The following is a 26,479-nucleotide window of genomic DNA, read 5'->3' as shown; positions in this document are numbered from 1 at the left end:
CCGGCGCAAGACCTGGCAGTACATCTACGGTCCCGGTGTCGGCTCGACCGTCGCGCGTGATTCCGGGCCCGACCTCGACGTCCACATCGTCACGCACGAGGAAGTCGCCAAGGGCCGCGGCCTGCCCATCGCCCGCGGCGCCCGCCTGGGCCGCGCCCGCATCATCTGGGGCTGGCTCGTCGGCGTCGCGGGACCCGCCCTCCTGACCACCCTGCTCACAAGCTTTCAGCCGGGCCCGGGTCTCGCCAACGATGTGCTGCTGTTCCTGTCGCTCACGGTGGCCGCGGCGCTCCTCGGCGGTGTGCGGCCCGCCCTCGCCTCCGCGGCGGTGGGCTCACTGCTGCTGAACTACTACTTCACTCCGCCCATCCATACGCTGACCGTCTCCGACCCGGAGAACATCGTCGCGATCGTGATCTTCTTCGCGGTCGCGGTGGCGGTCGCCTCCGTGGTGGATCTGGCGGCCCGCCGCACCCATCAGGCGGCCCGGCTGCGCGCCGAGTCGGAGATCCTCTCCTTCCTCGCGGGCAGCGTCCTGCGCGGCGAGACCAGTCTGGAGGCGTTGCTGGAACGAGTCCGGGAGACCTTCGCCATGGATTCCGCGGTGCTGCTGGAGCGGGGCAGCGACGTCGAACCGTGGACCTGTGCGGGCAGCGTGGGAAACGCCCACCGGGTCGAACAGCCCGAGGACGCCGACGTGGACGTACCGGTCGGTGACCACATGGCGCTCGCCCTGTCCGGCCGCGTCCTGCCCGCCGAGGACCGCAGGGTACTGGCCGCGTTCGCCGCGCAGGCCGTCGTCGTCCTGGACCGCCGGCGCCTGGTCGGCGAGGCCGAGGCAGCCCGCACCCTCGCCGAGAGCAACCGCATACGCACCGCGCTCCTCGCCGCCGTCAGCCATGATCTGCGCACCCCGCTGGCCGCCATCAAGGCCGCCGTGAGCTCGCTGCGCTCCGACGACGTCGCCTGGTCGGAGGAGGACGAGGCCGAACTCCTCGAAGGCATCGAGGACGGCGCCGACCGCCTCGACCATCTGATCGGCAACCTCCTGGACATGTCCCGCCTCCAGACCGGCACCGTCACCCCGCTGATCCGCGAGACGGACCTCGACGAAGTCATCCCGATGGCACTGGCCGGGGTGCCGGACGACAGTGTCGAACTGGACATCCCGGAGTCGCTGCCGATGGTCGCCGTCGATCGCGGCCTGCTGGAGCGGGCCGCGGCCAACGTCGTGGAGAACGCCGTCAAGTACAGCCCCGACGGAGAAGCGGTCCTGGTGTCGGCCAGTGCGCTCGGCACCCGGGTCGAGCTACGGGTCGTGGACCGGGGCCGGGGGGTTGCGGACGAGGGCAAGGAACGGATCTTCGAGCCCTTCCAGCGGTACGGCGACGCCCCGCGCGGCGCCGGAGTGGGCCTCGGCCTCGCCGTCGCCCGCGGCTTCGTGGAGGCCATGGGCGGCACACTCGACGCCGAGGACACCCCCGGCGGCGGCCTGACCATGGTGCTCACCCTCCGGGTCGCGGACGGGCGCCCACCCACGCGGCCCGACCTCCCTGCCCAGGTCACCTCGTGACGAACGGCTGATCACGGGACGCCGCGCGGCCCACCGTTCGGAGCGGGCCGCCCTCCTCGGCGAGCGGCGCCGAACCCGGCGGGTACGACGGGACAACCCACCGGGCGAGCCGCCCGCCGACCACCGGGGACGACGGGACAGCCGGGGACGACGGACCACCGGGGACGACAGAACGACCCCTACTCGTCGAAACGCGAGATCTTGAAGATCGTCAGGGCGGTCGCCCCGTCGATCTGCCGTGACAACTCCAGCAGCGCCGACTCCCCGTACCGCAGCCGCCCGCGCGCCTGCGAGACACGGGCCGCCGCGTCCACCTGCTGCCACAGCGCGGGATTGGAGGCCAGCACCCGCGGATCCAGCTCGGCCCGGCCCCCGTCCTCGTCGCAGATGACGAGCCGCCGCACCACCCCGCCGGACCATCGCGCCGAGACCAGCCGGTCGGTCCGTACCCGCTGCCCGCGCAGCGGTCCGCGCGACTCCAGCCAGTTCTCGCCCGCGGCCACCCGTGGGGGCAGCAGGATCACGAACAGCAGCAGCGCCAGCCCGGACCACAGAACCGCGCGGGGTGTCGTCAGTGTGCCGTCGCCCGCGTCGACGGTGACCAGCAGCCCGAGGAACAGCACCGCGCAACCGCACGCCGCGCGGAATTCCCCTGGCCAGTAACTGTCGTGGACCGTGCCGGGTGTCGCGGGATCTCCGGCGGGCGGCCGGGTACGCCCCGGTGTGATGCGTCGATGCATGAGGCGACATTAGGAACGCCACCCCTCGATCCGGAACGGTCTGACGTGACTTTGACGCGGTGGCCGCCCGTCTTGACGGAGGTCTGACACGGCGGGCTCCCAACGGTGCGGAAACACGCGCGCCCGGGAGTGCGCGCACTACGCCGAATGCTCCACCGCTTCCGGGGTCCCCACGCGCGGCGACTTACGCTCGCCCTGTGTTCAACGTGCCGGAACTCCTCAAACGCCTGGTGATCGGCCGGGCCATGCGCAGCGAGGAGCTGGGCGAGACGCTGCTCACCAAGCGGCTGGCCCTGCCGATCTTCGCCTCCGACCCGCTGTCCTCGGTGGCCTACGCCACCCAGGAGATCCTGCTCGTGCTCACGCTCGGGGGCCTGGCGTATCTCCACTTCACCCCGTGGATCGCGGCCTCCGTCGTGGCGCTGATGACGGTGGTGGTGCTCTCCTACCGTCAGGTCGTGCACGCCTACCCGAGCGGAGGTGGTTCGTACGAGGTGGCCTCGACGAACCTGGGACCGTCGGCCGGACTGGTGGTCGCCGCCTCGCTGATGGTCGACTACGTCATGACCGTGGCCGTGTCCGTGGCGTCCGGGGTGGACAACATCATCTCGGCGCTGCCCGCGCTGGTCGACTACCGGGTGCTGATGGCGCTGGTCTTCGTCGCGCTGCTGACCGCGATGAACCTGCGCGGTGTGCGCGAGTCGGGCCACATGTTCGCCGCTCCCACATATCTGTTCATCGGCGGCGTGCTGATCATGGTTGCCACCGGCCTGCTCCGCTATGTGCTCGGCGACGCGCCGGTGTCGGAGAGCGCGGCGTACGGCATCAGGCCGGAGGCCGGGGAATCCCACCTCATGGGTCTGGCCCTCGTGATGCTGGTCCTGCGCGCGTTCTCCAGCGGCTGTACGGCCCTGACGGGTGTGGAGGCGATCTCCAACGGCGTCCCCGCCTTTCGCCGCCCCAAGTCGAAGAACGCCGCGACCACCCTGGCCGCGATGGGCCTCATCGCGATCACCATGTTCGTCGGCGTCACCACACTCGCGCTGATCGCCAAGGTGCACATCACCGACAACGCCTGCCGGCTGACGGGCCTCGGCGGCGACTGCGAGGGCTACACCCAGCGCACCGTCATCGCTCAGGTCGCCGCCGCCGTCTTCGGCGGCGACAGCGTCGGTTTCTACTTCATCCAGGCGGCCACCGCCCTGGTCCTGATCCTGGCCGCGAACACCGCGTACAACGGCTTTCCGCTGCTCACCTCGATCCTCGCCCAGCACCGATACCTGCCGCACCAGTTGCACAACCGGGGCGACCGGCTGGCCTTCTCCAACGGCATCCTGGCGCTGGCCGTGGTCGCCGGGCTGCTGCTGTGGGGCTTCAAAGCGAATGTGACGAGCCTGATCCACCTCTACATCCTCGGTGTGTTCACCTCCTTCACGCTCTCCCAGTCCGGGATGGTCCGGCACTGGAACCGTGAACTGCGCACCGAGACCGACCTCGTCGTACGACGCCGGCACCACCTGGCCCGCACCATCAACGCCACCGGAGCGGTCGTCACGGGGCTGGTCCTGGTCATCGTGCTGGCCACCAAGTTCGCCCAGGGCGCCTGGCTCGCTGTGCTGGCCGCCGGGGTGCTGTGGCTGCTGATGCGGGCCGTCCGCCGCCACTACGACAGTGTCGCCGCCGAGCTGGAAGTCACCGACCCGCACAGCGAACTAGCCCCTCCTTCACGGGTGTTCGCGATCGTGCTGGTCTCCACGCCGCACAAGCCGACCCTGCGTGCCCTGGCCTACGCCCGCGCCTTCCGGCCGTACCAGCTGGAGGCCCTGACCGTCGCGGTCGACCCCGAGGCACTGGCGGACCTCCAGCACAAGTGGCAGGAGTACGACATCCAGGTGCCGCTGAAGGTCATCAGTTCCCCGTACCGCGAGATCACCAGGCCGGTCGTGTTGTACGTCCGCTCGATCCGGCGCGCCGGGCCGCGCGATGTCGTGGCGGTGTTCATCCCCGAGTACGTCGTCGGCCACTGGTGGGAGAACGCGCTGCACAACCAGTCGGCGCTGTGGCTGAAGAGCCGTCTGCTCTTCACACCGGGCGTGATGGTGATCAGCGTGCCGTGGCAGCTGCATTCCTCCCGCCACGCCAACCACCCGGCAGTACGTGCGCCGGGCGCCGTACGCCGCGGCGAACCCGCGCCGCCCGGCCAGTCGGCGGGGAAGCCGGTGGGCCACGACCGGCCGACGTGACCCCGCCCTGCCCCGCCTCCGGGAGGGAGGCGGGGCCGTGACCGGCCGGTGCCGGTATGTCAGAGGCGACGGCAGTGCAGGAACAGCTGCGGCTCGGGCTCTCCCGCCGGGTGGGCGGGGGTGAAGAGGCTGTCCTGCTGCCACTGGACCGAGAACCCGGCCCGCACCACCAGCGCGGTGAACTCCTCCGCGCCGAAACTGGTCACCCGCACGGGCCGGCCCATGAAGACGACGCCGACATCCTCCACGTCCAGCGGCACCGTCGCCACGACCAGCCGACCTCCCGGCCTCAGCGACCCGCCGAGCTTGCGCAGCAGCCGGGACTGGTCCTCGCGGGACATCTGCAGCAGTGAGAAGTACGCGCAGACGGCATCGAAACCCTCTTCCTCCGCGTCCGTCCCGGGCAGCGGCATCGTACGGATGTCGGCGCACCGGAAGGCCGCGCCGGGCACCTGCCGGGCCGCGATCTCCGTCATGACGGGCGACACATCGACACCGAGCACCTCATGGCCCGCGTCCGCGAGGGTCTGCGCGGTCGGCCGCCCCGTACCGCAGCCCACGTCCAGGACCCGGCTGCCGGGCGCGAGGTCCTCCAGCAGCCGGTGGAGCGAGGCATGGTGGGCGGCCGAGTGGGCGAAGGCCCGTTCGTAGTCGGCCCCCAGCGAGTCGAACGCCGCTGCGGCCGAGAGGTGGCGGTCCTCATCCATGGAGTCGGTCCTTCCCTTGCCCGGCGGTTCCCCGGGATCGTCGCATCATTCCCGGCGGCCATCAACGTCCACGGCCTCGGTCGCTCCCGCCCGGCTTCCGGCGTGAGCGCGGATCCGCCCATCTCCACGGTGAGTCCGCCGTCGCGGCCCGTCTCCGCGGCGTCCGTGAGCGCGTCCTTCGTGGCGTCCGTCAGCTCGCTGACCTTCGCCCTGTAGGTGACGGTGGCGTACGCCGTCGTACGGTCCTCGCTGATCGCCCGGGTTTCGAAGGGGCTGAGCGCACCGGCGACCTGCGAGCCGCCGCCCACCTCGTCGACGACCTTGTCGACGGCCGCCCTGTTCGCGCTCGCGGTGATCTTCTGGCCGTCCGGTGCGACGAAACCCCGTCGTCGGCGACCGCGGCGAAGACGGCGGCGGCGAGCAGCGCCACCCAGATCAGGGCGACGAGTCGCCGTTTGCGGAAGGACAGACGGCCTAGCCGATAGAGGAAGGTAGCCACGAAGGAGGCGCTCCGGACTGGATCGTGCGACGGGACGGTGCGGTGCTGCGTCCTCCGGGCCGGAGCCCGCGACGAGGCGGGGCGGATCCGGGACCGGGGGAGTACCGCAATCCTTCGTGACGGGGGGCGTCACGTCGTCGTGCACGTGCAGGCCGTTGTCCGTACTGCCCCTGCCGTACACGGGCGCGGGTGCATGACCCTCCGCGGTGAACTTCCGCCCCCGCGCCGGTGAGTCAGCGGATTCGGGACCCGTCCACGGTCCGGCACCCGCTATCCAGAGGGACATGATCACGAACTGGTGCCGCGGTGTCGGCGCCCTCACCCTCGTCGGCGCCCTGGCTCTCGCCCTCCCCGCCTTCGGCCCGCCCTCGCCCGCCCGTGCCGCGGAGGTCACCACGCTGGCGGACGCCGTGGGCAAGGTCCCCGTCGTCCCGGAACACAGCGGCGGCTTCACACCCGGTGCGTTCCCTCACTGGAACGCGGGCCAGGACCCCGAGGACGGCTGCGACACCCGGGGCGAGGTGCTGCTGGAGGAGGCGATCGAGGAGCCGAGGACCGGCGCCGGATGCGTGCTGTCGGGCGGCAGATGGCGGTCGAACTACGACGGCCAGGAGACCACCGAGCCCGGTGCCCTGGAAGTCGTCCACACCGTGCGGCTCGCCGAGGCATGGGAATCGGGGGCGTCGAAGTGGACCGCGGCCCGGCGTGAGGCGTACGCCAACGACCAGGGCGCGAGCACCTCGTTGACCGCGATCACAGCCCGTACCGCCAAGCAGCGCGGCGACCGCGACCCGGTCGACTGGCTGCCGCCGGTACCGGCGGAGCACTGCCGCTACATCGCCGAGTGGGTGGCGACCAAGCTGCGGTGGCGGCTCGACGCCGACACCGACGAGCACGAAGCGCTCAAGGTCTTCGCCGAGGGCCCCTGCGAGGACACCATCGTTCAGCACGTGACGGCGCCGTAGCGGTTGCGACGGGCAGCCGGCTTCCGGCTGCCCCGTTCGAGATCTGAGTAGGTGACAGCGTGGCGGCTGAGTATCTTCTCCGATTCGTCGCGGGCCGTCGGCTGGTGGGATGAGGGCATGAACAACGACTCCGAAGCGCCGCGGCACTCGCGCATCCAGCACGTCACCACCGCCGGAACCGCCCTGGCCGTGACGCTGCTCCCGCTCGTGGTCGGAGTCCTGCTGGCCAGGACGATGGCGGCGGACCCCATGACGTCGGTGAACGCGCTGGTCACCAACGGCGGCCATCGGGTCCGTGTGCCGCCGAACGAGTGGCGCCGCTGCGGCAGGCACGCGCTGCGGCGGTGGAGGACCGCCGAGCGCGTCTGACCGAACACCCGTCGCGGGCTGCGGACCCCGGCCGTGCGCGAGGCCCGGCTACACCGCCGCCGACGGCGACAGCCGCTCGACGGGAAGCTCGTCCTGTGCGTACCGGCGGCGCAGTTCCTTCTTGTCGAACTTGCCGACGCTGGTCCTGGGGATCTCCGGCAGGGCCGACCAGCGCTCCGGGAGCTGCCAGCGGGCGACCCGGTCACCGAGGTGGGTACGGAGCCCGGCGTAGTCGCCCGCCTCCCCGGCCCAGACCACCACGGCGAGCGGGCGCTCGTCCCACCGGTCGTCCGGGACGCCGATCACCGCCGCCTCCCGGACCTCGGGGTGGGCCATCAGATGGTTCTCCAGCTCGACCGACGAGATCCACTCACCGCCCGACTTGATGACGTCCTTCGCCCGGTCCGTCAGGCGCAGATAGCTGTCGGAGGTGAGGGTGCCGAGGTCGCCGGTACGCAGCCAGCCATCGTTGAACTTGTCGGACGGCGCCCCGGCGAGGTGGTACGAGCCGGTCACCCACGGGCCCCGGACCTCGACCTCTCCCACCGTCGCACCGTCGTTCGCGAGAACCGTGCCGTCCTCACCGGTGAGCCGGAGTTCGACCCCCGCCGGGGGCCGGCCGGCCGTGGAGCGGTAGAGCATGGCCCCTTCCGGGGAGCGGACATGATGCGGCGCCCTGGCGACCGTACCGAGCGGTGAGGTCTCGGTCATGCCCCAGGCGGCGACGACCCGTACGCCGTGCCGCTCCTCGAAGCCGGTCATCAGCGACGGCGGGCAGGCCGCGCCGCCGACCAGGACCTCACGCAGCGAGGACACGTCGCCGCCGTGCGTGTCGAGGTGGGCCAGCAGCGCCGCCCAGACGGTGGGCACGGCGGCGGCCGTGTGCGGCTTCTCGGCGGCGATGAACCCGGCCAGCGGTTCGGCCTGGAGATGGGGGCCGGGGAGGAGGAGGGAGGTGCCGGCCATGAAGGCGGCGTAGGGCAACCCCCAGGCCATGGCGTGGAACATCGGCACGACGGCGAGGGCGCGCTTCGTGTCGTCCAGGCAGAGGGCTTCCGGCATGCACACCTGCATGGAGTGCAGATAGATCGAACGGTGGGAGTAGACAACTCCCTTGGGATCGCCGGTGGTTCCGGAGGTGTAGCACATCGCGGCAGCCGCGTCCTCGTCGATCTCCGGCCAGTCGAAGTCCCTCGGCGCGCAGGCGAGCAGTTCCTCGTAGCGGTGCACCCGTACTCCGGGAAGGTGCGGCAGCGGTCCCTCGCCCACGACGACGAGGTGCTCGACAGCGGGCAGTCCGGGCAGCAGCGGGGCGATCAGCGGCACCAGGCTCGCGTCCGCCAGGACGACGCGGTCCTCGGCATGACGGGCGATGTGCCGCAACTGATCGGCGGGCAGCCGCAGATTGAGCGTGTGGAGCACGGCGCCCATGGAGGGGATGGCGAGATACGCCTCCAGGTGTTCCTGGTTGTTCCACATCAGGGTGGCCACCCGCTGGTCGCCGGTGACGCCGAGGCCGCGCAGTGCGGCCGCCAGCCTGGTCGCCCTGAGAGCGACTTCCGCGTAGGTGGCGCGCCGGGCCGCCCCGCCCGTCCAGGTGACCGCCTCGCTGCGGCCGTGCACGGTGGCGCCGTGACGCAGCAGGGTGGTCACGGTCAGGGGATGACGCTGCATGGTGCTGAGCACAGGGGTCTCCTGGTGAACGGGAGGGGCGGCTACGGGCGTAGGGACGGTGCTACGGGAGGATGCGGCAGCCCGTCCTGGTGGCGTTGGCCGGATCGAGGACGTTCATCACCTCGTGCAGCACCTCGGAGTCGACCTGCATCGTGGCGTGCTGGGCCAGGTCGTACCAGCACATGTCCTGGGTGTAGAGGTTGCGGACGTTCGGCCCCTGGAGGAACTGCGAAGCGACCGGTGTCACGATGTAGTCGAGCTTCGTGGAGATCACGGTGTACTCGACACCGGGCGCGGTGTCCCCGCCCGCGTTGACCTTCTGCAGGAACGCCGAACCAGGGGTCTGGTCCAGGCAGCCGGGGCACCAGCTCTCCAGCAGCGCCTCCGGTGCGCCCTTGATGCTCTGCAACAGGGTGGCGAGGCCGGACAGGGTGGTGCCGTGGCTGGTCGGAGCGAGCGCGATGTACCTTTCGGTCTTCTCCGCCCCGCCCAGGAACTTCTGGTAGTAGCGCGGCAGCAGCCCGCCCTGGGAGTGCCCGACCATGTCGATCTTCGAAGCGCCGGTCGCGGCGAGCACACCGTCGACGAAGGTCTTCAGCTCGGCGGCCGACCGCTCCATCGGGGCGATCGCGGCCAGCACCGGGATGTTGGGCATCCGGCCGTACGTCGGCGCGAACACGCAATAGCCCCTGGCCTTGAGCAGCGGGGCCAGTTCGATCCAGTTCAGGGTGCCGGTCACGAAGGTGCCGTGCACCAGGACGACCGGGCGCGGGTGTGCGGCGCTCGGCTTGCAGTTCCAGTCGTTCGCGCCGGGCAGCGCGACCGCCTGCAGCGCCTTGGCCGCGTCGATCGCACCTCCGGCGTCGGCGGTGGATGCGGTAGCGGTGGGGGTGGGGGTCGTGGGGGTGGGGGAAGCGGTGGGGGTGGCTGCCGCGGCGTGGGTGGCGCCGAGGCCGGCGGTGATGAGGATCCCGGCCGCGCACAGAGCTGCGGCGCGTCCCGTGCGCCGAAGCCGGATGCGGATGGACATGATGCCCTCCCGGATGTCGTCGACCCGGCGGCTCCGGGTCGGCGCACATGGCAACACCACCGGGTCCCGGACCGCGAGCCCGGAGGCGGGATTGGTTGCCGGGTGCCAAACCCGACGGTGCCGCGTTGTGCGCCGTGCACAGGGGCGGCAAGGAATTCCGGTCAGGGGTCTCCCGTTTCCGGCCGGGGCGTGCCACCCTCACCGGCCATGGAGCCGACGACGCTGTCACCCCGCACAGACGGTGCGCCGCCCGTCAGCGTGCCCCTGCTCATCGGGGAGGTACGGGACGAGCTGCGGAGCCGGTTCGCCCCGGCGGCCGACCGGATGGCCGCGCAGATTCTCGTCGAGGACCCCGCGTACGCCAGGCTGATCGGCCGCAAGGAGCTGGGCGACCGCATCCATCGCAATCTCTGCCAGGCGCTCACCGGTGTCGCCCAGGCAGCGCAGAACCTGCCGGTGGACCTCCAGGACGCCATGAGCACCGGGAGCCGCCGCGTCGAGCAGGGACTGCCGCTGGCCTCCCTGCTGCACAGCTACCGGCGGGGCGGCAGGCTGCTGTGGGAGATGATGTACGAGGTGATCGCCGAGCGTCACCCCACCGCCCTGCCCGTGCTGCTGCCCGCGGCCGCCGTCGTCTGGGACGTCCTGGAACAGATCACCGACGCCGTCGCCGAGTCCTACCGCCAGGCCGAGGCCGCCCGTGCGGCCCGCGACCAGGAGCGCCGCCACTCGCTGCTCGACGCCCTGCTCGACGGATCGGGTGTGGCCGCCGGGCTCGCGTCCGAGGCCGCCGCCCGCCTGGGGCTCCCCGAGCGCGGGCGCTACGCCGTCATCGTCCTGCGGCCGGTCCCCGGTGCCCTCCCGCCGTCGTCCGATCCCGGCGCCGAACTCTTCTCGGGTCTGCGCATCCTCTGGCGGATCAGGGCGGACGGCGAGACCGGGCTGGTGCCCCTGGGCAGCGGCAGCCCCGAGGACCTCCGCAAGCACCTGGCGGGTTACGACGTACGGGCCGGGGTCAGCCCGGTGGTGGGCTCCCTGGCCGACCTCGGGCGGGCGCGCTGGCTGGCCGAACTGGCCCTGCGGACCTGGCGGCCCGGCGGGGCGCCGACCGTGCTGCTCGACGAACGGCTGCCCGACGCCCTGGTCGCCGCCCAGTCGGACCTGGCCAGACGGCTGCGTACGGTGGTTCTGGGGCGGGTCCTCGCGCTCCCCGCGGAGGAGTGCGGCACGCTGCTGACCACGCTCGGCGTCTGGCTGCGGGCGGGCGGCTCCTCGGTCGTCGCGGCCGAGCGCCTGTACTGCCACCGCAACACCGTCTCCAACCGGCTGCGTCGCCTGGAGCAGCTCACCGGACGGACACTCACCGACCCGGCCGGCGCGGTCGAACTGTCCCTCGCCCTGGCCGCCGTGGAGCAGCTCGGGGCGCAGTGAGATCCACGGCCCGCCGTCCCGCCAACCGCCGGCCCCGGTGCTGAACGGGGGAGGTTTCGCACGGTGTTCACTCTGCCGACCCCCGGCGCACTCCCGCTGTCGGCAGCATCGACGTGCCCGGCCGCCCCTTCCTCATCCCTCCCCTGGAGCACGTGTGAAGATCCTCCGCAAGATCTCGTCGGACGGCGCGTCGCGCGGCACCCGGGTCCGTGATCTCGACGAGATGAACCGGCGGACCGTACGGCAGGCCGCGCGGACCCGGCCGGTCACGACCTCGGACATCCTCACGGGGCACCGGAAGGCGTTCCCGTACCACGGGTGGGTGGAGGTCGAGTCGGGCCTCTGCCCCGCGTTCGTCATGTTCTGCGTCAACGACGAGGCCGTCGCCCTCGACACCGTATGGAACGGCCGGTTCGGCTACGAACAGGGAAGCCTGTACCACTGGAGCCGGCTGGCCGCCACGAGCCGCACGGTGCTCGACGTCGGTGCGCACGTCGGCTACTACGCGATGATCGCGGCCCTCGCCGCCCCCGGGGCGACGGTGCACGCGTTCGAGCCGGTGCCCCCGATCCATGCCAGGCTGGCGGTCAACCACCGGGCGAACGGGATCAAGAACCTCGTGCTGCACCAGAACGGGGTCTCCGACCGGGCCGGGAGCGCGGATATCAACATCCGTTTCCCGCTGGCCAATCTGCTGTCCACCGGTTCCTCGCTGGAGGAGTTCGCCCGGCCGGTGGCCAGCGCGTTCACCACGCGCGTCCAGCTGTGCACCCTGGACGAGAAGCTGGGGGACACCCCGGTCGACCTGATCAAGATCGATGTCGAGGGGCACGAGCCCCGGGTGCTGGCCGGGGCCCGTCGCCTCATCGAGCGGGACCGCCCCGTCATCATTCTGGAGGCCCTGCAGTCCACCCAACTGGCGGCACTCACCGAGCCGTTCGACGATCTCGACTACACCTTCCGGTGGATCTCGGAGGCGGAGGGCCGGCTCGTCCCGGTCACCGAGGAGCGACCGGACAGGAGCCGGAACCTGATCTTCGCGCCGCGGGAGAAGGAGTACGCCTGACTCGTGAGGCCGGGGCGATGCGGCCGCCGGGCCGCCGGGCCGGTGGGGCGGGGCGTCCCCGGCGGCCGGTGGTTCAGTGGACGGGGTGCGCCTCGGGGGCCGACGGCCGCTCGAACTGGGTGCGGTGCAGCTCCTCGTACCGTCCCCGGGCGGCCAACAGCTCGGTGTGCGTACCGCGTTCCACGACCCGGCCCTCCTCGATGACCAGGATCAGATCGGCGGCGCGTACGGTCGAGAGCCGGTGGGCGATCACCACGGCCGTCCGGCCCTCCAGGGCTTCGGCCAGGGCCTCCTGAACGGCCGCCTCCGAGGTGGAGTCGAGGTGGGCCGTCGCCTCGTCGAGGATGACGACCCGCTGGCGGGCCAGCAGCAGCCGGGCGATGGTCAGCCGCTGCCGCTCGCCCCCGGAGAGCCGGTAGCCGCGCTCGCCCACCACCGTGTCCAGACCTTCGGGCAGGGACGCGATCAGTCCGTCGAGCCGTGACCGGCGCAGGGCGTCCCAGATGTCGTCCTCGGTGGCCCCGGGCCGGGCGAGGAGCAGGTTGGCGCGTACGGACTCGTGGAAGAGGTGTCCGTCCTGGGTGACCATGCCGAGCGTGTCCCGGATCGAGTCGGTGCTCAGATCGCGTACATCGACGCCGTTCAGCCGTACCGAACCGGAATCCGCGTCGTACAGCCGGGGCAGCAGCTGCGCGATCGTCGACTTGCCCGCGCCCGAGGAGCCGACCAGGGCGATCATCCGGCCGGGTTCGGCCCGGAAGGAGATGTCGTGCAGGACCTCGGTGCCACCGCGGCTGTCGAGCGTCGCGACCTCTTCGAGGGAGGCGAGGGAGACCTTGTCGGCGGACGGGTAGCCGAAGGAGACCCCGTCGAACTCCACGGACACCGGGCCGTCGGGAACCTGGCGGGCGTCCGGCTTCTCGGTGATCAGGGGTTTCAGATCGAGGATCTCGAAGACCCGCTCGAAGCTGACCAGGGCGCTCATCACCTCGACCCGGGCACCGGCCAGCGCGGTCAGCGGGGCGTACAGCCGGGTCAGCAGCAGGGCGAGGGCCACGACGGCGCCCGGTTCCAGGCTGCCGCGCAGGGCGTAGTAGCCGCCGAGCCCGTAGACCAGGGCGAGCGCCAGGGCGGAGACCAGGGTGAGGGCGGTGATGAACGTGGCCTGCGCCATGGCCGTACGGATGCCGATGTCCCGTACCCGGCCGGCCCTGGCGGCGAACTCGGCGGACTCGTCCGCGGGGCGCCCGAAGAGCTTGATCAGGGTCGCGCCGGGGGCGGAGAACCGCTCGGTCATCTGGGTGCCCATGGTGGCGTTGTGGTTGGCGGCCTCGCGCTGGAGGCCCGCCATCTTCGCTCCCGTCCGGCGGGCGGGCACGACGAACACCGGCAGCAGGACCAGGGCGAGCAGGGTGATCTGCCAGGAGATGGTGAGCATCACGGCGAGGGTCAGCAACAGGGTCACCAGGTTGGACACGACGCCGGACAGCGTATTGCTGAAGGCGCGCTGGGCGCCGATCACGTCGTTGTTCAGCCGGCTGACGAGCGCGCCGGTACGGGTCCTGGTGAAGAAGGCGACCGGCATCCGCTGCACATGGTCGAAGACCGCGGTACGCAGATCGAGGATCAGCCCCTCGCCGAGGGTGGAGGACAGCCATCGGGTGAGCAGGCCGAGCCCCGCCTCGGCGACCGCGATGAGGGCGATCAGCAGGGCGAGCCGGGTGACCGTGCCGGTGTCCCGGCCCTGCACGATCGCGTCGATGACGCGCCCCGCGAGTACCGGCGTGCGACCGCGAGCAGTGCGGTGACCACGCTGAGCAGCAGAAAGCGGTTCATTCGGCGGCGGTGCGGCCGGGCGAAGGCCACGATGCGGCCCAGGGTGGCCCGGGAGAAGGGCCGCCGGTCCTGCTGGGCGTTCATCGCACTGTGCAGCGATGACCACGCCGTGACTTCCATGTCCATGGGATGCTCCGGAATCTGATGGCCGACAAGCGGATCCCGTCGGCCGTGCGGCCTCCGGTACACAGCACGCTAGGACCTCAGGCAAGCTTGAGGTCAAGCGGGCGCGTGGAGGCGGGGGCTCCCGTACCCTATGGGCGCGCGAAGAGGGAACGCCGCATGTGTGTACGAGAGTTGGGTGTCGCGCTCGACGGCCGGCCGGGGCGGAGGAACGCGATCACCGATGCGTTGAGATGTCCGGTGGCTGCCGGGGCGACGGACGCCGCGTGGAGCGGGTGATGCGTGCGGCGGGCGCCGCGCGGGGTGGACGGTGCGTGGAGCGGGTGATGTGTGGGGCGGGCGCCGCGTGGGGTGGACGCCGCGTGGAGCGGACGACTCTTGGGGCGGCGTCCGGAACCGCGGAGCCGTAGCGTTGCCCCGGAAACGACCGTTGCGCGCGAGTCCGGGCCCGGGGGTGACGTCATGTGCTGGAGTGCGACCGCCGACCTGGCGGCGGGCACCGTCATCGTCGCGATCGGCGTGGCCGCCGTCGCGCGCACCCGCCGGGCCCGCGATCTTCCCCTGGCCGCGCTGCCCCTGCTGCTCGGGGCGCACCAGATCATCGAGTCGGTGGTCTGGCGCTCGGACGGCGGCACCGGCCCGGCCACCGTCGCCTGGGCGGTCATCGCGCTTCCGCTGCTGGCCCTGTGGGTGCCGCTCGGCGTGTTCTGCGCGGCTCCGCCCCGCGCCCGCGCCCGGCTGCTGGTGCCCCTCGCCGCCGGAGCGGTCACCGCCGTGTTCCTCGGGTACGCCCTCTCCGCCCGCCCGGTGACGGCCGAGGTCAGGGGGCACACCCTCGGGTACGTACTGAACCTGCCGCATCCGCAACTGCTCGTCGCGGGCTATCTCCTGGCCACCGTCGGCTCCCTGCTCCTGTCGGGCGACCGGCGCCTGTGGTTCCTCGGGGTGCTGGTCGCGGTCGGCGCCGCCGTCTGCGCGGCGCTGTGGCGGCTGGAGTTCATCTCCACCTGGTGCGCGTTCGCGGCGGTGTGCTCCGTCGTCCTGCTCGGCTGGGCCGGCCGAAGGCCCCCGGTGGCCGTCGCGTCGCCGTGAGCGAGGGTGACGCCGACCGGTAAGCCGGAGCGACGGAACCGATCGGTCATGCGGTGCTGGCATGATCAGGGGCATGGACGAGTGCATCATCGCCGCGTGTGACGGGGCGTCGAAGGGTAATCCCGGGCCGGCCGCCTGGGCGTGGGTCGTGGCCGACGCGCAGGGGCGCCCGGAGCGCTGGGAGGCGGGCCCGCTGGGCACCGCCACCAATAACGTCGCGGAGCTGACGGCTCTGCTGGAACTGCTGGATTCCACCGATCCCGCCGTGCCCGTCGAGGTGCGGATGGACTCGCAGTACGCGATGAACGCGGTGACGAAGTGGCTGCCGGGCTGGAAGCGCAACGGCTGGAAGACCTCGGGCGGCAAGCCGGTGGCCAACCGGGAGCTGGTCACACGGATCGACGACCGGCTGAGCGGTCGGAACGTGACCTTTCGCTATGTGCCCGCCCACCAGGTGAACGGGGACCCGCTGAACGCGCTGGCCGATCAGGCCGCCAGCGAGGCCGCGGTCACGCAGCGGGCGGCGGGCACGGCACACGGTTCCTCGGAACTGCCGACGCCCGCTCCTGCCCGGTCCACCAAGGTCGGCCGGTCGGAAGGTACGGATGGGACGGCCGGCAAGGCGGCGGGTGCCTCGCGCCCGGCGCGCTCCACCACCAGCACGATCCGGGCCAGATTCGCGGGCCGGTGCCACTGCGGAAAGCCGTACGCGGCCAAGGACATGATCGCGAAGAACCCGAACGGCTGGGGCCACCCGGAATGCCGGGCCGCTGCGGTCTGACGCGGTACTGGGCGGCGCGGGCGGGGGCGCTCGGCGCGGACGCCGTGCTCGGCCGTGCGGGCAGGGGGCGCCGAGCCCTGAAGCGGTGCTGGGGGCTCCGCGGCGGTGCCGGGGGCCCTGAGATGGTGCCCGGTGGTCCGTGGCGCCGTCCGGCGGCGTGATGGCCACGCTCGGCCCGGTGCCGGCGCTCGGATCAGATGTCGGCCCAGACCAGCCGGCCCGCCAGGGCGACGCGCGTCCCCCACCGTGCCGCCAGCGCGTCCACGAGCAGCAGGCCCCTGCCGTCCTCCGGCAGTGACATGTCCGCGTCCCGGACCGCGAGACCGTCGAGGCCGTCGAGTCCGTCGGGACAGTCGGAACCGTCCGGCGTCTCCGCGGCACCGGGCGCGGGCCCCGCCCGGTCTCCGGGTGGGGTCGGGGACGGAATGGCGGCCCGGCCGCGGTTCCATACGCAGATGCGTACCCCGTCGGCGGAGCGGAGCAATCGGCACCGGATCCGTCGGGTGCTGGTGTGCTGCACGGCGTTCGTGACCAGCTCGGTCACTATCAGGGCCGCGGCTTCGACGCGGTCCGCCGGTTCGCCCCACGCCCGCATCGCCTCCTGCACACGGTGACGGGCTTCCGGAACGCCTTTGGCGATGCGGGGAACCCACCAGCTGTGTGCCCGTGTGCTGCCAGCATCGGGAGCGCGTTTCGCGCAACTGACTATTTCCGACATGTATGTACTCTCGGTGCAAAGCGCATACTTTGCAAGCGACAGAGTGTGTGGATTGCTCCCCATTGAGGCCCCACCGAGGAAGGCACGTGCATGAGACCCCGATCCGGCCCCACCGTGGAGCACCGCGTTCTGGCGGCACGACTCCGGCTGCTGCGGGAGCGGGCAGGCGTCAGCCTGCAGGCCGCGGCCGAGGCGCTGGACGCCCACCCGGCCACCGTGCGGCGCATCGAACGGGCCGAGACCGGACTGGACGCCCGGCAGATCGGGGAACTGCTCGACTGCTACGCGGTCCCGGCCGCGATGGCCGAACCGATCATGGCCGGACTCGGCGCCGCGAACCTTCCCGGCTGGTGGCACGGGTGGCGGGACGCGATGGAGAGCTGGCAGCAGGACGTCATCGGCATGGAATCCTCGGCCGGCCTGGTGCGGACCTGGCACCCCGCGCTCGTACCGGAACTGCTGCGCACCCCCGCGTACGCCGATGCGCTGTACCGGGCGCAGTACCCCGAGGACACCCCCGCCCAGCGGGAGAGGCGCGTAGAGCTGCTGCGGGAGCGCCAGCGCCGCCTGCGCGACCGAGGCGCCGCGCTGTGGGCGCTGCTGCCCGCCGCCGCCCTGCACACCCTGGTCGGCAGCCACGACGTCATGGACGAACAGCGCAGGACACTGGCCGACGCCGCGCACCAAAAGCACCTCACCGTGCAGGTGGTTCCGCTCGACCATCCGCCGCACGCCATGACCGGCGTACCGCCGCTGCACCTGCTCCGGGTGCCCGCACCCGAGATCGGTGACCAGGCCATCCTGGAGACCCCGGGCGTCCGGGTGGACATCATCGACGACCCGGACATCGTGATGGGCCACCGCATCCGGCTCGACGCGGCGTGCGCGGCCGCACCGCACCCCGGCACGCCGCTGCCCGGCTGGTGAGCGGGGCCGCGCACCGGCGGTGACCGGGATGGCGGCGGGCGCCGGTGCCGGACAGTGTGGGGGAGTGGTGCAGCCGCGCAGAGCCCAGTGGATCCCCGTCGGGGTCATCGTCCTGGCCGTCGTGTTCGACCTGGTGACCCCGACCGATGTGACCTCCGCGCCGCTGCTCACGGTGGCGCCCGTCGCCGCCGCACCGCTGCTGGGGCTTCGGGGCATCATCGCGGTCGGCCTCGTCTCCATGGCCGTCCACGCGGTGCTCGCCCACGTGGACGGCACTTTCGGCTGGGAACGGGGTGTGGCCAACCAGATCACCCTGCTGGCCGTAACCGTCCTCGCCGTCTTCATCAACCGCACGCTGGAGGGCCAGCACGCCACGACCCGGCGCGCCCGCCAGGTCGCCGCGGTGGCCCAGCGCGCCGTGCTGCCCAGGCCCCCGTCGCGCCTGGGCGAGCTGCGGATCGCGGCGCTCTACATGCCCGCCGAGGACGAGGCCATGATCGGCGGCGACCTCTACGTCGTACAGGACACGCCGTTCGGCACACGCGTGATGGTCGGGGACGTACGGGGCAAGGGGCTCGGTGCCGTGAGCGCGGTCTCCGCGGACCTGGGGGCCTTCCGGTATGCCGCGGACCAGGCCGAGGACCTGCCCGGCCTGGTGCTCTCACTGGAGCAGGCGCTCCTGCGCGAGGGCGGGCGACGGGGTGGCCAGGAGCAGGAGGAAGGCTTCACCACCGCCCTGATCGCCGAGTTCGCCGCGGACCTCACCGCCGTACGCATCGTCAACCGCGGCCACCCGCCGCCCCTGCTGCTGGACGAACAGGGGGCCGCCACCGCGCTCGAACCGTCGGAGGAGGCGCCTCCGCTGGGGATGAGCGCGCTGGGAACCTGGACGTCCCCCGTCGACACCTTTCCCTTTCCGCCCGGCGCGACGCTGGTGTGTTTCACGGACGGCATCACCGAGGCCCGCGACGTCGACGGAACGTTCTACGACCCCGCCGTGCGCCTGCCGGAGCTGCTCCGGAACCGCGCGCTCGTCGGCGACCCGGCCACTCCGGCGCAGATCCTCCACGCCCTGATCGAGGACGTGGGACGCCACACCGGTGGCAGGGCCCAGGACGACCAGGCACTTCTCGCCCTGCACCGCCCCCTGCACTGACCCGGTCCCGGAGCCGCGAGCCTCGGGCGCCGGTTCTGTCCCGGGCCCGGAGCCGCACCGCCCCCCAGGACTGCCCCCGTGCAGCCCGACCGACCGCCGGGACCGGCCCGGTTCCGCCCCCGATGCGTACTGCCGCGCCGTTCGTGGTTTCAGGTGCCTGTTGGCGGTCAGGCGCACCGGTACGGACCGAACCAACCGACCCCGAACATCGGGAGTGAGTCACATGGAGAACTGGCGCATGCGCGCGGCCTGCCGCGAGGTGGACCCCGACCTGTTCTTCCCCATCGGGAGCACAGGCCCGGCACTCGTCCAGACCGAGGACGCCAAGGCGGTCTGCGCGACCTGCCCCGTGCGGGAGCAGTGCCTGCGGTGGGCCCTGGAGAACGGACAGGACTCCGGCGTCTGGGGCGGCCTGGGCGAGGACGAGCGGCGAGCACTGAAGCGCCGCACCCGCAGGCGCGTCAAGGAGACCCGCTGACCGCCGACGCGCCGATGCCCCACCACCCGCAGCCCCGCCTTCCGGACCGTTCCGGTGCACGATGAGTCATGGACACCACCGCTTGGCTCCTCATCGGCGCGGCCGCCGCGCTGCTCACCCTGGGCGTGGCGGCGATTCTCCTCGTCCGCGTGATCAAGGCCAGGAAGCTCCTGCTGGACGCGGGAATCCCGCTGCGTGACAAGGCACTGGTGTGGGCGGCGGTGATCTACACCGTGTCCCCGGTGGACCTGCTGCCGGACCCCGTCTACCTCGACGACATCGGGTTCCTGATGCTGGCCCTGCGCTCGCTCCACGCCGCAGCCGCAGGCGGGGCGAGAGGGGTCCGCCCGCGGGCGGCAACCTTTCGGCGGCCGGGAGCGACTGACGGTACGTAACCCACCCCTGGCCGGAAGGTGCGTACCGTGGAACACCCACAGCCCCCCACCCGCCGCCGTCGACGCCGGGCCTGCCCTGCCCGTGCGCTGCTCGGCGCCTTCGCCGCCGGTCTTCTCGCCGTGGCCGGGCTGGTCGCCGCGGGGCAGACCTCCGGGGCCGCGACGGTCCGACCGCTTCCTCGCCGGGACCGCGTACCTGGACAGCTCCAGGCCGTCCCTGATCATGACGCGCGGCTACTGCACCCGCAGCGTCATCGCCGCCTGGGACGGGCGCGACGGCGCGTTCACGCGACGGTGGACCTTCGACACCACCAGTTCGACCAATTCCGGCAAGGGGTACGACGGCCAGGGCAACCACCAGCTCTCCGTGGCCGACGTCGACGGTGACGGCAGGGACGAGATCGTCTACGGCGCGATGGCCGTCGACGACAACAGCAACGGCCTGTGGACCACGAGGAACGGCCACGGCGACGCCATGCACGTCGGTGATCTCGATCCCTCCCGGCCGGGCCCGGAAGAGTTCAAGGTGGACGAGGACAGCGCGAAGCCGTCGTCATGGACGGCCGACGCCAGAACCGGGCAGATCCTTTGGTCGACCCCGGCGAGCGGGGACAACGGTCGCGGAGTGTCCGGCGGCATCTGGTCCGGCAGCCCCGGCGCCGAGTCCTGGCCGTCGGCCGTGGACGGAGCGCGCAACCCGCAGGGCGCCGTCGTGAGCGGACGCAAGCCGTCCAGCACGAACTTCCTGATCCGGTGGGACGGCGACACCACCCGCGAACTCCTCGACGGAACCCGTATCGACAAGTACGGCACCTCGGGCGACACCCGACTGCTGACCGGTGCCTCGGTCCACTCCTCCAACGGCACCAAGGCCACGCCCGCACTGTCCGGAGACCTCTTCGGCGACTGGCGCGAGGAAGTCGTCCGGCCGACCACGGACAACACCGCCCTGCGGATCTCCTCCACGCCGTACGAGACCGGCACGAGGATGACCACGCTGCTCCTCGACACCCAGTACCGCACCGCTCCGGCCTCGCAAAATCCGCGTACACCAGCCACCGCACCCGAGTTTCGCGATCGGCTCCGGGGTACCGGTCGCCCCGCGGCCCGATCTGAGCACTCCGTAGCGGACGGGCCCGATACCCTCCCCGGTCGGCGGAGGGACCTGCCCCGGTCGTCGTGCGCTCCCGGTCGGCGGAGGGTCCTGCCCCGGTCGTCGTGCGCTCCCGGTCGTTGTACGCCCCCGGTCGTCGTACGCCCCCGCCGGGGCGTCCGCCGCCCCGGTCATCGGCCGCCGGGGAATTCTGCGGCGTCGCGGACATCGGCGGGCGGTCATCGGTGTCCGCCGGTGTCCCCCGGCGGTCAGTGCGGAACGCTGGCCGTGATGACCTTGCCGCCACCGGACCGGTCGCGCACGCTGACCCCGGGGGCCAGCCGCCGCACCATCAGCCATCCGAAGCCGCCGGTCCGCCCCGTCAGGTCGGGTGTCCGGGGCTGGGGATGGACGGAGCTCGGATCGGTGACGCTTATATGGACGCCGCTACGGTCCACCTTCAGCCACAGCGCGGTGACACCTCCGGCGTGCCGGAGCGCGTTGGTGACCAGCTCCGACACGAGCAGCAGCAGATTCTGGACCGTGTGAGCTGCCGGAGCGGGATGCAGCCGCAGCAGGAATGAGGCGACCGCCTCGCGCGCGTCGGCGGCCCGCTGAGGCCGGCAGACGAACTCGGTACGCGTCTCTCCTATGGGCGAAGGCGTCATCGGAATGTGGTCTTCGGTACTCATGCACACTCACCCCGTCGAGTTGGCACCTTGACAAGGGTTCGCCTACCCCCGCTCACGGATTGCATGGACCGTGTCCGGAGAATTCTGGCGGTCGTGATCGCGGCCGTCGCCCGCCCCCGCCCGTCCAGGGTCACGGCCCGTGAGGCAGTAAGCGGCGCCTGTCGGATCCCATATCACGATCCAGCGCGCGCCCCGACTGACGAACACGGCCCCGCACTCCTCGTGCCGGGCTCGGCTGACGTCAATGTCGGACACACCGGATCGGGATGACCCGCGGAGCACGTGGAACTCCGGGTACGAGCCGGTGCCTCGGCACCGTTCTTCCCGAGCGGAAGCCGAACCTCGTCATCTTCAGGCCACGGATGTCCCAAACATTTCTGTCGCCATACCCTTTCCTGGGCTTAATCTCACCTTTCGAGAAACAGCGCAAAAATCGACGCGAGGATGGTGTTCAGAGAAATGATCAAGAGGATTAAGGGCGCGTCGAAAATTCGGCGACTGGCCACTTATGGGGCGTCGCTGGGAATCGCGGTGGGATCACTGGTGGCCATGCCCGGTACCGCGACGGCCGCCTCGTCCGTGGCCTCGTACAACGGTGTCTGCGGCTCCGGTTACGCGCTGATCGACTCCGTTGGCCTGGGCGGTGAAGCGGTCGTCTACCTGACGTACAACAGTGGCAACGGGAAAAACTGCGCAGTGACCCTTCGTAACGCAGTGGGGGCGCCGGAGTTGATGGACGTGGTCCTGAGACGCTCAGGGGATGATGCGTCGACGGTGTGGGACAGCGGAAATTACACCTCCTATGCCGGCCCGGTTTATCTCTATGCGCAGGGGTCGTGCATAGACTGGGGAGGGCTGTTCCGTAAGAGGGTGACAATGGGTAATTCCCACTGCGGGTAACGCGGGGGCCGGACGGTCGGGACGCGTGGGCGTAACAGGCCGTGACTCCGGCCACGCTCGCGTCCGCGTCCGTGTGTGTCCCGCCGTGTGCGTCCCGCCGTGTTCGTCCGGCATCGGGCCGGTCGCCGGGCTGCGGGGTCGTGGGACCGCACCGGCGAAGGGTGGGCCGGCGGACGAGTTCTGCCTGCTCCGGGCCGTGTCCCCCGGCCGAGTGGTCGGGGGACACGGCCGCACCAAATTTCTATCGTTGGAAATTTTGCGTGCACGACCGTTGTGGTGCGTTTGGCGGTGTGGCTCAATGTTCGACCATGTGCTGTGCCTCACAGGTCCGAGGCACTTCGGTTCCTTCGACGAGGACGACGCCTTGAGACGACAACACCCCCGCCCCCGAGCCCTGTTCAGGGCGCTGGCCTGTGCCGCGGCCCTGCTGATACCCGTCGGTGCCACGCTGGTCCCGGCGGCTGCCGCCGCGCCTGCCACGCCCGCCGTCGCGCCCGCCGGAGCCGCGGCGACCGCCTTCGCCCACGACGACCCGGCCATCGAGGTGAACGGGCTGAAGGGCGAGTACTTCAGCATGTCCGCCCCCGGTGCCCGCGACTTCGCCGAGCTCGGTGCGACAGTCCTGGATCCCGAGATCAACTTCCCTGGACTCACCGGTGCGTTCGAGTCCGCGACCGGCAGGACCGAACACACGACGGCCCGCTGGACCGGCCTTCTGGAGGCGCCCGAGACGGGCGACTACACCTTCGCCGCCAGCGGCGACAACGGGTTCAGACTCTTCCTCGATAACAACGTTGTCATCGACCACTGGCAGCCGGACTGGGACAACGAACAGACCAGCGAGCCCGTCGCGTTGACCGCCGGGGAGCCGCACGAGTTCCGGCTGGAGATGTTCCAGGACACCGGCGGCGCCAACATGTTCCTGCGCTGGTCGAGCGAGAAGCTCAAGAAGCAGATCGTGCCCGAGTCCGCCTTCACCCCGCCCGCCGGCTTCGAGGTCTACCCGGTGGGCCTGGGCGTCGCCGAGGACGGCACCCGGATCCAGGCCACCTTCGAGGACCGGGTCAGCGACATCGCGGGCGTCAAGGACCATCTCAGGATCGAGACCGACACCTCCCCGATGCCGGTGAAGTCGGTCGTCAGGGCCTCGGACAACCCGAAGGCGCTCATTGTCACGCTCACCGGGCCCGTGCAGAAGGGCCAGCAGGTCCGGTTCGCGTACGACGGTGAGGGCGGTCTCCGGTCGGGCGACGAGATCGTCCCGGAGATCAGCCGCACGGCCAGGAACCTCTCCACGCACCGGCTGACCACCTCGTGGGGCGACAAGCTCGACCGGGACCACCCGCTGCCCGAGTACCCCCGGCCGCAGCAGGTGCGGGCCAAGTGGCAGAACCTCAACGGCCCCTGGGAGTTCGCCGGGGCCACCGAGGGTGAGCAGCCCGTCTTCGGCAAGAGGCTCGCCGAGCGCATCACCGTGCCGTTCCCCGTGGAGTCCCAGCTGTCGGGCCTCGAACGCCACGAGGACCACATGTTCTACCGCAGGCTCGTCACGGTGCCCAAGAACTGGTCCGTCGGCGGCAGCGGGCCCCAGCGGCTGAAGCTCAACTTCGACGCCGTCGACTACCGGGCCACGGTCTGGGTCAACGGGACGAAGGTCACCGAACACACCGGCGGCTACACCGGATTCAGCGCCGACATCACCGACGCGCTGAAGGGCCGCGGCCCGCAGGAGATCGTGGTGGCGGTCACCGATGTGACCGGACCCGACCAGCCCAAGGGCAAGCAGTCCACGAACCCCGGCGGCATCGTCTACACCCCCTCCTCCGGCATCTGGCAGACCGTGTGGATGGAACCGGTCGCCCCCGCCTCCGTGGACACACTGACGACCACCCCGGACATCGGCAGCGGCACGCTCGCGCTGACCGTCAACTCCGCCGACGCCTCGGCCGGGGCCCGCGTCAAGGCCGTCGCCCGCGACCGCAGGGGCAAGGTCGTCGGCACGGTCACCGGACCGGCCAACCGCGCGCTGACCCTGCCGGTGCGGAACCCGCACCTCTGGTCGCCGGACGACCCGTACCTGTACGACCTCGATGTGACCCTGACCGACGGCCGGTCCACGGACACCGTCGAGAGCTACTTCGGGATGCGTTCCCTGAAGATCGACAAGGTGGGCGGCTACCAGAAGCTCGTGCTCAACGGAAAGCCCTTCTTCTCCCTCGCCATGCTGGACCAGGGATTCTGGCCCGACGGCCTCTACACCCAGCCCAGCGACGCCGCGCTCACCTTCGACCTCAAGGCTCAGAAGGACCTCGGTTTCAACGCGGTGCGCAAGCACATCAAGGTGGAGTCGCCCCGGTGGTACTACCACGCCGACCGGCTCGGTCTACTGGTGTGGCAGGACTTTGTCTCCAGCGACATCAGCGGTGACCAGGGCAAGCGGGCCTTCCTCTCCCAGGGTCGGGAGATGATGAAGCAACTGCACAACTCGCCCTCGATCGGCGGCTGGATCGTCTTCAACGAGGGCTGGGGCGAGTGGGACCGCACCGAGACCGGAAAGATCGCCGAAGCGGTCGGGGCCGATGATCCGTCCCGTGTCGTCAATGCCCACAGCGGGGTCAACTGCTGTTCCTCGAAGGGTGATTCCGGCAAGGGCGACATCATCGACCACCACGACTACGTGAACAACGACGCACCGTTCCCCGACCACCGGGCCGCGATGGACGGTGAGCACGGCGGATTCACGCTCCGTACCCCCGGGCACATGTGGCCGGGCGCTCCCGCCGCCATCTACAGCGGGGTCGCGGACAAGGCCGCGCTCACCGCGAAGTACGTCGACAACACCCGTACGTACTACCTCGCGGCCGCCGGCGCCGAGCTGTCCGGCTCCGTGTACACCCAGGTCAGCGACCTGGAGAACGAACTCAACGGCCTCTGGACATACGACCGCAGGGAGATCAAGGTCGACCCCGTCAAGGTCCGCCGGATCAACCGGCAGGTCATCGCGGCGGGCGCGGCGGCCGGTGACCGCGACGGGCTGAAGGGCGGCGCCGCGTGGTCGCTGGACGAGGGCAGGGGTACGACTGCCGCCGACAGCGGCCCCAACAGGGCGCCCCTGGCACTCGTCGCGGGCGCCTCCTGGACGCCGGGCGTGAAGGGCTCCGCGCTCAGGTTCGACGGCGCCGGACAGTACGCCGAGACCCGCGGCCCGGTGGTCGACACCAGCGGGCCCTACTCGGTGTCGGCCTGGGCGTCACTGGACTCGCTCCCGGGCAACTACGCCACGGTGGTCAGTCAGGACGGCCGGCGCCAGGAGAATCCGTTCTATCTCCAGTACGGACAGGGCGCGTTCGCCTTCAGCACCCCGGGCGGCCACCGCGCGCGGCTGGAGATGGAGCCGCGGACGGGCACGTGGTACCACCTCGTCGGCGTACGCGACGGGGACGAGCTGAAGCTGTACGTCGACGGGAAGCCGGTGGTGACCGCCGCGGCGGGTCCGGCCGACGTCAGCACCGGGCCGCTCTCCGTGGGCCGCGCCAAGTGGGGTGGCAGCAAAGGTGACTTCTTCGACGGCTCCATCGACCAGGTGAAGGTGTACGACAGGGCGCTCACCGACGACGAGGTGAGCGCACTCCACGGCGGCGAACAGCCGTAGGCGTCCGCGGAGGGGCCGGGCGGGAGGCGACGCGGCGCTCATCGCCGCCCGGCCACCGGCCCTCGGTGCGGTGCGGTGCGGTGCGGTGCGGTCGGCCGACCGGCCCGACCGGCCCGATCGGTCCGGCAGGTCGCCCGCACCGCCGACCTCCGTACCGCCGACCTCCGTACCGCCGACCTCCGTACCGGCCCCCTCGTCGCGAGCCGGCCGAAGCTCCGGCACGGAATCAACGTACGCAAAGCCCTTATACCCGCGCGGAGTTGGCCACCCCTCGCGCTGCCGGCACCGGGCGTCGACACAGGGCGGAAACCCTCCGGACGCGCTCTTGCCGCTTGCACC

20 protein-coding genes and 3 pseudogenes are annotated in these 26,479 nt (G+C 71.4%); 15 read left to right on the top strand and 8 right to left on the bottom strand.

Going from position 1 to position 26,479, the window contains the following annotated elements:
- Window positions 1-1,573, top strand: a 1,573-nt coding sequence (locus tag A6A29_RS40910; RefSeq protein WP_143197160.1) for a sensor histidine kinase, incomplete at its 5' end; no start/stop codon positions are given.
- Window positions 1,574-1,752: 179 nt separating this feature from the next.
- Here the strand turns inward: A6A29_RS40910 and A6A29_RS40905 are convergent.
- On the bottom strand, window positions 1,753-2,313 hold the full coding sequence (locus A6A29_RS40905) for a hypothetical protein (RefSeq protein WP_073728859.1): 561 nt from the start codon (window positions 2,311-2,313) through the stop codon (window positions 1,753-1,755).
- A 245-nt stretch (window positions 2,314-2,558) separates the two neighbouring features.
- Here A6A29_RS40905 and A6A29_RS40900 point away from each other — a divergent pair, with 245 nt between their 5' ends.
- Window positions 2,559-4,556, top strand: a complete 1,998-nt coding sequence (locus tag A6A29_RS40900; RefSeq protein WP_107468418.1) for an APC family permease — start codon at window positions 2,559-2,561, stop codon at window positions 4,554-4,556.
- Window positions 4,557-4,615: 59 nt separating this feature from the next.
- Here A6A29_RS40900 and A6A29_RS40895 read toward each other — a convergent pair whose 3' ends face one another.
- Both A6A29_RS40895 and A6A29_RS47410 read right to left on the bottom strand, forming a co-directional pair.
- Window positions 4,616-5,263, bottom strand: coding sequence for a class I SAM-dependent methyltransferase (locus tag A6A29_RS40895; RefSeq protein ID WP_073728855.1), 648 nt, complete (start codon window positions 5,261-5,263; stop codon window positions 4,616-4,618).
- A 161-nt stretch (window positions 5,264-5,424) separates the two neighbouring features.
- Window positions 5,425-6,048: pseudogene (locus A6A29_RS47410) on the bottom strand (hypothetical protein); the annotation flags it as partial.
- Here A6A29_RS47410 and A6A29_RS40885 point away from each other — a divergent pair.
- Together A6A29_RS40885 and A6A29_RS40880 are read left to right on the top strand one after the other, a co-directional pair.
- The gene (locus A6A29_RS40885) at window positions 6,047-6,727 is read left to right on the top strand and encodes an HNH endonuclease (protein WP_073728851.1); all 681 of its coding nucleotides are present in this window, start codon (window positions 6,047-6,049) and stop codon (window positions 6,725-6,727) included. The pseudogene A6A29_RS47410 and the gene A6A29_RS40885 sit on opposite strands and share 2 nt — an antisense overlap.
- 117 nt (window positions 6,728-6,844) lie before the next feature.
- Window positions 6,845-7,096, top strand: coding sequence for a hypothetical protein (locus tag A6A29_RS40880; RefSeq protein WP_073728849.1), 252 nt, complete (start codon window positions 6,845-6,847; stop codon window positions 7,094-7,096).
- A gap of 48 nt (window positions 7,097-7,144) precedes the next feature.
- Here the strand turns inward: A6A29_RS40880 and A6A29_RS40875 are convergent, their stop codons facing one another.
- A complete protein-coding gene (locus tag A6A29_RS40875; RefSeq protein WP_073728847.1) occupies window positions 7,145-8,782 on the bottom strand; it encodes a fatty acid--CoA ligase in 1,638 nt (545 codons plus the stop codon).
- 49 nt (window positions 8,783-8,831) lie between these two features.
- Window positions 8,832-9,800 (bottom strand): esterase/lipase family protein, encoded by a 969-nt coding sequence (locus A6A29_RS40870; RefSeq protein WP_073728845.1) that lies wholly within the window; start codon window positions 9,798-9,800, stop codon window positions 8,832-8,834.
- A gap of 207 nt (window positions 9,801-10,007) precedes the next feature.
- Between A6A29_RS40870 and A6A29_RS40865 the strand changes: the two genes are divergently transcribed.
- Window positions 10,008-11,231 carry a PucR family transcriptional regulator gene (locus A6A29_RS40865; RefSeq protein WP_143197159.1) on the top strand — a complete coding sequence of 408 codons (1,224 nt, stop codon included), beginning with the start codon at window positions 10,008-10,010 and terminating at the stop codon, window positions 11,229-11,231.
- Between the two features lie 154 nt (window positions 11,232-11,385).
- The gene (locus tag A6A29_RS40860) at window positions 11,386-12,297 is read left to right on the top strand and encodes an FkbM family methyltransferase (protein ID WP_073728843.1); all 912 of its coding nucleotides are present in this window, start codon (window positions 11,386-11,388) and stop codon (window positions 12,295-12,297) included.
- A gap of 73 nt (window positions 12,298-12,370) precedes the next feature.
- Here the strand turns inward: A6A29_RS40860 and A6A29_RS40855 are convergent.
- Window positions 12,371-14,259: pseudogene (locus tag A6A29_RS40855) on the bottom strand (ABC transporter ATP-binding protein).
- Between the two features lie 459 nt (window positions 14,260-14,718).
- On the opposite strand from A6A29_RS40855, the gene A6A29_RS40850 reads away from it, so the two are divergent.
- The gene (locus tag A6A29_RS40850) at window positions 14,719-15,348 is read left to right on the top strand and encodes a DUF6629 family protein (RefSeq protein WP_073728841.1); all 630 of its coding nucleotides are present in this window, start codon (window positions 14,719-14,721) and stop codon (window positions 15,346-15,348) included.
- A gap of 73 nt (window positions 15,349-15,421) precedes the next feature.
- Window positions 15,422-16,129 (top strand): ribonuclease H family protein, encoded by a 708-nt coding sequence (locus tag A6A29_RS40845; protein WP_073728914.1) that lies wholly within the window; start codon window positions 15,422-15,424, stop codon window positions 16,127-16,129.
- A gap of 193 nt (window positions 16,130-16,322) precedes the next feature.
- Here A6A29_RS40845 and A6A29_RS40840 read toward each other — a convergent pair whose 3' ends face one another.
- Complete coding sequence (locus A6A29_RS40840) at window positions 16,323-16,724, bottom strand: ATP-binding protein (protein ID WP_241838838.1); 402 nt, start codon at window positions 16,722-16,724, stop codon at window positions 16,323-16,325.
- 213 nt (window positions 16,725-16,937) lie between these two features.
- On the opposite strand from A6A29_RS40840, the gene A6A29_RS40835 reads away from it, so the two are divergent.
- The 5 genes and pseudogenes from A6A29_RS40835 to A6A29_RS40815 form a co-directional block, all read left to right on the top strand.
- Window positions 16,938-17,774, top strand: coding sequence for a Scr1 family TA system antitoxin-like transcriptional regulator (locus A6A29_RS40835; protein WP_073728837.1), 837 nt, complete (start codon window positions 16,938-16,940; stop codon window positions 17,772-17,774).
- Window positions 17,775-17,838: 64 nt separating this feature from the next.
- A complete protein-coding gene (locus tag A6A29_RS40830; protein WP_073728835.1) occupies window positions 17,839-18,930 on the top strand; it encodes a PP2C family protein-serine/threonine phosphatase in 1,092 nt (363 codons plus the stop codon).
- Between the two features lie 223 nt (window positions 18,931-19,153).
- Window positions 19,154-19,408: a WhiB family transcriptional regulator gene (locus A6A29_RS40825; protein ID WP_073728833.1), complete on the top strand. Its 255-nt coding sequence runs from the start codon at window positions 19,154-19,156 to the stop codon at window positions 19,406-19,408.
- Window positions 19,409-19,476: 68 nt separating this feature from the next.
- Window positions 19,477-19,803 carry a YkvA family protein gene (locus A6A29_RS40820; protein ID WP_073728831.1) on the top strand — a complete coding sequence of 109 codons (327 nt, stop codon included), beginning with the start codon at window positions 19,477-19,479 and terminating at the stop codon, window positions 19,801-19,803.
- A 163-nt stretch (window positions 19,804-19,966) separates the two neighbouring features.
- Window positions 19,967-20,930: pseudogene (locus A6A29_RS40815) on the top strand (rhamnogalacturonan lyase family protein); the annotation flags it as partial.
- A gap of 235 nt (window positions 20,931-21,165) precedes the next feature.
- Here A6A29_RS40815 and A6A29_RS40810 read toward each other — a convergent pair.
- On the bottom strand, window positions 21,166-21,564 hold the full coding sequence (locus tag A6A29_RS40810) for an ATP-binding protein (protein ID WP_073728829.1): 399 nt from the start codon (window positions 21,562-21,564) through the stop codon (window positions 21,166-21,168).
- 483 nt (window positions 21,565-22,047) lie between these two features.
- On the opposite strand from A6A29_RS40810, the gene A6A29_RS44640 reads away from it, so the two are divergent.
- Complete coding sequence (locus A6A29_RS44640) at window positions 22,048-22,488, top strand: hypothetical protein (RefSeq protein ID WP_073728827.1); 441 nt, start codon at window positions 22,048-22,050, stop codon at window positions 22,486-22,488.
- A gap of 298 nt (window positions 22,489-22,786) precedes the next feature.
- Complete coding sequence (locus tag A6A29_RS40800) at window positions 22,787-26,140, top strand: LamG-like jellyroll fold domain-containing protein (protein WP_073728825.1); 3,354 nt, start codon at window positions 22,787-22,789, stop codon at window positions 26,138-26,140.
- Window positions 26,141-26,479: the final 339 nt, after the last annotated feature.

The organism is Streptomyces sp. TSRI0281, assembly GCF_001905125.1.
Lineage (GTDB): Bacteria > Actinomycetota > Actinomycetes > Streptomycetales > Streptomycetaceae > Streptomyces.
The sequence above is the reverse complement of the archived record's forward strand: the minus strand, read 5'-3'. Positions and strand labels throughout refer to the sequence as shown.

Excerpts from the sequence above, each read along its gene's own strand:
- A6A29_RS40905 (WP_073728859.1), bottom strand. The coding sequence starts at position 2,313 with ATGCATCGACGCATCACACCGGGGCGTACCCGGCCGCCCGCCGGAGAT.
- A6A29_RS40900 (WP_107468418.1), top strand. The coding sequence starts at position 2,559 with ATGCGCAGCGAGGAGCTGGGCGAGACGCTGCTCACCAAGCGGCTGGCC.
- A6A29_RS40895 (WP_073728855.1), bottom strand. The coding sequence starts at position 5,263 with ATGGATGAGGACCGCCACCTCTCGGCCGCAGCGGCGTTCGACTCGCTG.
- A6A29_RS40885 (WP_073728851.1), top strand. The coding sequence starts at position 6,047 with ATGATCACGAACTGGTGCCGCGGTGTCGGCGCCCTCACCCTCGTCGGC.
- A6A29_RS40880 (WP_073728849.1), top strand. The coding sequence starts at position 6,845 with ATGAACAACGACTCCGAAGCGCCGCGGCACTCGCGCATCCAGCACGTC.
- A6A29_RS40870 (WP_073728845.1), bottom strand. The coding sequence starts at position 9,800 with ATGTCCATCCGCATCCGGCTTCGGCGCACGGGACGCGCCGCAGCTCTG.
- A6A29_RS40865 (WP_143197159.1), top strand. The coding sequence starts at position 10,008 with ATGGAGCCGACGACGCTGTCACCCCGCACAGACGGTGCGCCGCCCGTC.
- A6A29_RS40850 (WP_073728841.1), top strand. The coding sequence starts at position 14,719 with ATGTGCTGGAGTGCGACCGCCGACCTGGCGGCGGGCACCGTCATCGTC.
- A6A29_RS40845 (WP_073728914.1), top strand. The coding sequence starts at position 15,422 with ATGGACGAGTGCATCATCGCCGCGTGTGACGGGGCGTCGAAGGGTAAT.
- A6A29_RS40840 (WP_241838838.1), bottom strand. The coding sequence starts at position 16,724 with ATGCGGGCGTGGGGCGAACCGGCGGACCGCGTCGAAGCCGCGGCCCTG.
- A6A29_RS40835 (WP_073728837.1), top strand. The coding sequence starts at position 16,938 with ATGAGACCCCGATCCGGCCCCACCGTGGAGCACCGCGTTCTGGCGGCA.
- A6A29_RS40825 (WP_073728833.1), top strand. The coding sequence starts at position 19,154 with ATGGAGAACTGGCGCATGCGCGCGGCCTGCCGCGAGGTGGACCCCGAC.
- A6A29_RS40820 (WP_073728831.1), top strand. The coding sequence starts at position 19,477 with ATGGACACCACCGCTTGGCTCCTCATCGGCGCGGCCGCCGCGCTGCTC.
- A6A29_RS40810 (WP_073728829.1), bottom strand. The coding sequence starts at position 21,564 with ATGACGCCTTCGCCCATAGGAGAGACGCGTACCGAGTTCGTCTGCCGG.
- A6A29_RS44640 (WP_073728827.1), top strand. The coding sequence starts at position 22,048 with ATGATCAAGAGGATTAAGGGCGCGTCGAAAATTCGGCGACTGGCCACT.
- A6A29_RS40800 (WP_073728825.1), top strand. The coding sequence starts at position 22,787 with ATGTTCGACCATGTGCTGTGCCTCACAGGTCCGAGGCACTTCGGTTCC.